This is a genomic window from Cellulomonas pasadenensis, from assembly GCF_047229365.1.
Classification (GTDB): Bacteria; Actinomycetota; Actinomycetes; order Actinomycetales; family Cellulomonadaceae; genus Cellulomonas.
In genome coordinates this window covers 1-4427 of record NZ_JBFTEP010000200.1, presented here as the reverse complement: position 1 = coordinate 4427, position 4427 = coordinate 1, and the positions used below count along the sequence as shown (strand labels likewise).

General features: G+C 78.4%; 4 protein-coding genes. 2 read left to right on the top strand and 2 right to left on the bottom strand.

Annotation, left to right across the window (positions count from 1 at the left end; genetic code table 11):
* On the top strand, positions 1-1115 hold a 1115-nt coding region (locus tag AB6N23_RS17395), incomplete at its 5' end, for a serine hydrolase domain-containing protein (protein ID WP_412867230.1).
* A gap of 78 nt (positions 1116-1193) precedes the next feature.
* Here AB6N23_RS17395 and AB6N23_RS17390 read toward each other — a convergent pair.
* Positions 1194-2540: an AI-2E family transporter gene (locus tag AB6N23_RS17390; protein WP_412867229.1), complete on the bottom strand. Its 1347-nt coding sequence runs from the start codon at positions 2538-2540 to the stop codon at positions 1194-1196.
* Between the two features lie 319 nt (positions 2541-2859).
* On the opposite strand from AB6N23_RS17390, the gene AB6N23_RS17385 reads away from it, so the two are divergent.
* The gene (locus AB6N23_RS17385) at positions 2860-3624 is read left to right on the top strand and encodes a LysE family transporter (protein ID WP_412867228.1); all 765 of its coding nucleotides are present in this window, start codon (positions 2860-2862) and stop codon (positions 3622-3624) included.
* A 27-nt stretch (positions 3625-3651) separates the two neighbouring features.
* Here the strand turns inward: AB6N23_RS17385 and AB6N23_RS17380 are convergent.
* Positions 3652-4427 (bottom strand): DMT family transporter (locus AB6N23_RS17380; protein ID WP_412867227.1); only part of this gene is annotated, 776 nt, incomplete at its 5' end.

Here is a 4427-nt window from a genome sequence, read left to right as displayed (position 1 = left end):
CCCTCGCCGACGGGCGCACGCACGGCGCCGCGTGGCTCGTCGCGCACGCCGGCGACGTCGTGACCGGCGCCGCCGGCGAGGCGTCGCCCGGCCGGCCCGTGCGGCCGGACTCGCTGTTCCGGATCTCGTCGGTGACGAAGCCGGTGGTCGCGGCGGCCGCGCTCGCGCTCGTCGACGCCGGCCTCCTGGCGCTCGACGCGCCCGTCGACACGTGGCTGCCCGAGCTCGCCGACCGGCGCGTGCTCGTCGACCCCCGCGGGCCGCTCGACGCCACCGTGCCCGCCGAGCGGCCGACGACCGTGCGCGACCTCCTCGAGTCCCGCGCCGGCCTGGGCATGGACTTCACCGCGACCCACGCCGACCCCGTCCTGGAGGCGCTGGCCGCGCGGGGGCTGCACGCCGGCCCGCCCGCGCCGCAGGCGGCCCCGGACCCCGACACGTGGGTGCGGGTCGTCGCCGAGGTGCCCCTGTCGGAGCAGCCCGGCACGCGGTGGCGCTACCACCTGCCCCTGCAGCTGCTCGGGGTGCTCGTCGCGCGGGCGGCCGGCGGTGCGCTGCCCGCGGTGCTGCGGGCGCGCGTGCTCGACCCGGTGGGCATGCCGGGCACCGAGTTCCACGTGCCGCCCGACCGCCTCGCGCGCCTCGGCCGGCAGTGGGTGACGGGTCCCGACGGCGCACCGCTCGTCTACGACGAGCCGGACGGGCAGTGGGCGCGGCCGCCGGCGTTCCCCGACGGGGGTGGCGGCCTGGTGTCGACGGTCGCCGACCTGCACGCGTTCGCCCGCATGCTGCGCGCGGGCGGGACGGCCGCCGACGGCACCCGCGTGCTCGCGGCGGCCACCGTCGCCGACATGCTGCGCCCGCACGTCGGCCCGCTGGGCGCCGACACGGGCGGCGCGTGGGGCCTGGGCATCGGCCTGTGCCGCGTCGACGCGCCCGACGGCCGGCACGCCGGCAGCCACGGCTGGGACGGCGGGCTCGGCGCGACGTGGTGGACGGACCCGGTCTCCGACGTCGTGCTGGTGCTGCTCACGACGGACGCGTGGGCCTCGCCGGAGGCGTCCGCGCTGTTCCGCGAGGTGTGGGCGGCGGCGTTCGGCGGCAGCGCGGGCTGACGCGGTCCTCCGCGCTCGGGCCGGGTCGCGGGCGCGCCGACCGGCCGACGGGCGCGCCGGCTGGTCAGCGGGCGGGCGTCACTGCACGCCGTCGGCGTGCCGCTGCTCGACCTCCCGCGCCGCCTCCCGCGTCCGCTCGGCGTTCGTGCCGCCGCGGCGCGGCGCGTCCGCCGGCGTCTCCCCCGGGTCGTGCAGCATGTGCGACTGCACGAGCTCGTGGCGCTGCACGTACGTGTTCGCGACCGCCTGGATCGTCGCGGCGATCGGCAGGGCGAGGAACGCGCCGAGCGCCCCGAACACGGCCCCGAAGGCCAGCACGACGACGAACGAGACGGCCGCGTTCATCTCCAGCGCGCGCGCCGAGACCTTCGGCGCGAGCCACAGGTTCTCGACCTGCTGGTACCCGAGGATGAAGGCGAGCACGCCGAGCCCCTGCGGCACGCCCTGCGAGGTCAGCGCGACGACGATCGGCAGCGCACCGCCGATGTACGTGCCGATCGTCGGCACGAACTGCGACACCACGCCGGTGAACAGCGCCAGCGGCAGCGAGTACGGCGTGCCGAGGATCGCGAGGAACGCGAACGTCGCGACGGTGGCGATCGCGGCCAGGACGATGCGCGTGTTGATGAAGTCGGCGACCTTGACCTGCGTGATCTCCCAGAGGCGCAGCACCTCCTGCTGGCGGTTCGGCGTCAGCCACCGGCAGATCGACGCCCGGAACCGCGGCCCGGCGGCCAGCAGGTAGTACGTGACGAGCAGGATCGTCAGCGTCGCGAAGAGGCCGCCGAGGATCGTCGTGCCGACGAGCAGCGCGCCGCTCGCGACGTCGCCGCCCCACGCCTCCGTCGCCTGCCGCAGCAGGTCGTCCGTCTCCGGCACCTCGACGCCGAAGCGCTCGCCCACCGCGGTGCGCGCGTCGGCGTACAGCTCGGGCACGTTCTCGACGAGCTGCACGAGCTGCTGCACGAACAGGTTGCCGAACAGCGCGAGCACGACGACCACGAGCACGAGCCCGCCGATCAGCGCGAACGCCGCGGCGGCGCCGCGCCGCCACCCGTGCCGCACGAGCCACACGACGATCGGCTCCAGCGCGAGCGCCAGGAAGAACGCGATGAGCAGGTTGACGAACAGCCCGCCGAGGGCGCCGAGGGCGTCCCACGCGAAGATCGCCACGAAGACCGCGACGACCGCCATCGCGAGCGCCTTGCCCCACCACCGCGGCGGGCGGCGGGCGTCGTGCTGCAGGGCGCGCGTGCCCTCGTCGCCGGGGCGCTCGGGGGCGCCGAGCACGGGCGGCGGCGCGGTGGTGGCGGAGCCGCTGGCTGCGCCCGGGTCCTCGGCGGTGGGCGGGTCGGTGACGGCGGCCGGCGGCGCGGCCGGTCCGGCGGCCGGCGCGGCGGGGTGGGGGGCGTCGGGGCTGCTCACGGGCGTCCTCGGGTCGGGCGGGGCCCCGGGCGACGAGGCTCGGGCACACCCTAGGGCCGAGCGGCGACGCCGGTGCGAGCGGCACGGCGTGCGCCCCCGACGGAGGATGCGACACCGTCACCGTGCGCGGTACACCTCCCACCGAGCGCGGTACCTCCCACCGAGCGCGGTACCTCCCGCCCAGTGCGGTAGTCGCAACGACCGCACTCGGTGCGCGCTGCCGCGGTCGACGGTGCAGGACGCGCGGGACGAGGAGGCTCGGCCGGTGCGGTCGCGGGCGTGGGTGGGCTCGCAGGGCGGGGAAAGCGGCTGCGGGGGCGTGGTGCTGCACGGCATGCTCGGCGCCGTGACGGGCATCGGGACGGCCGCGGCGGCCGGGGCGCTGGCCGGCGTCGGCATCGCGGTGCCCGTCGGCGCGGTCGGTGCCGTGATCGTCCTGCTGGGGGCACGGCACGGGTGGCGCACCGGGTGCGCCGCCGGCCTGGGCGCGGCGGTGGTCGACGGCGCGTACGCCACGGTGGCCGTCGTGGCCGGTGCGGCGCTGGCGCCCGCGCTCGAGCGCGCGGCGGAGCCCGTGCGGTGGGTGTCGGCGGCGGTGCTGCTCGTGGTGGCGCTGCTGCTCCTGCGGACGTCGGGACGCGACCCCGGCCCGGACGACCCCGGCGCTGACGACCCCGGCGCGGCATCGCGAGGCACGGCGTCGCGACCCGCGGGCGGAGCCACGGCGGAGGTGCCGTCCGCGGCTGCCGGGCCGCCCGTGCCCGGAGCGGCGCTCGCGCGCGGCGTCACCCCCACGCGCGCGTTCTGGTTCGTGCTGGGCGCGACGGTGGTCAACCCGACGACCGTCGTCTACTTCGTGGCCCTCACGACCGGGTCGGCGACGACGACGCTGACGTCGCCGACGCAGCGGGTCGCGTTCGTGCTCGCCGCGGCGGTCACGTCGGCGGCGTGGCAGCTGCTGCTCGGGACGGCGGGTGCGTGGGCGGGCCGTGCCCTCACGGGGCCGCGCGGACGCCGCTGGACCGGGCGCGTCGGCGCGCTCGTGGTGCTGCTGCTCGCGGTGCGGACGGCGCTCGGCGGGTGAGCGCCGTCGGCCGGACCGTGCCGGCGGTCAGGCCGGGACGGCGGTGCGGGGTGCGCGGCGCGCGCCGGACGCGAGCACGAGCAGGCCGCCCGCGAGCACCGCGAGGCCGACCACCGACGCCGGCGCGAGCCGCTCGTGCAGCAGCGCGAGACCCAGGACCGTGGCGGTCAGGGGCTCGGCGAGCGTGAGCGTGGCGACGGTGGCGGCGCCGAGCCGCGCGAGGCCGTACCCGAAGAGCACGTACGCGAGCGTCGTCGTGACGAGGCCGAGCCACGCCACCTGCACCAGCCCCGCCGGCGTCGTCAGGGCACCGGTGCCCACGACGAGCAGGACGGGCACGCTCACCGCACCGGCCGTCCCGAACAGGGCGCCCATCGTCGACGTCGACGACCAGCCGCCGTCGATGAGCGCCGCCCCGGCCAGCGTGTACAGCGCGTAGGCCGCGCCGGCGCCGAGCGAGCCGAGGACGCCGATCGGGTCGACCGCGCCCGCGGCGCCGCCCGGTGCCCCCAGCCCGAGCACCGCCACGCCGACCGTCGCGAGGGCGGTGGCGACGCCCCACGTGGCGGTGGGCCGCTCGCGCCGGACCGCCCACGCGACCAGGCCCGTCACCACCGGCGCCGACCCGAGCGCGATGACCGTGCCGACCGCGACCCCGTTGCGCCCGGTGCCGAGGAAGAACGCCGGCTGGTACGCGAGGACGCCCGCGGCGCCGACGACGACCGCCCCGACCCGCTGCGCCCGGGTCCGCGCGGCGCCGCGGACGGCCGCCGCGTCGGCGAGCGCCTCCTCGGCGTACTCGG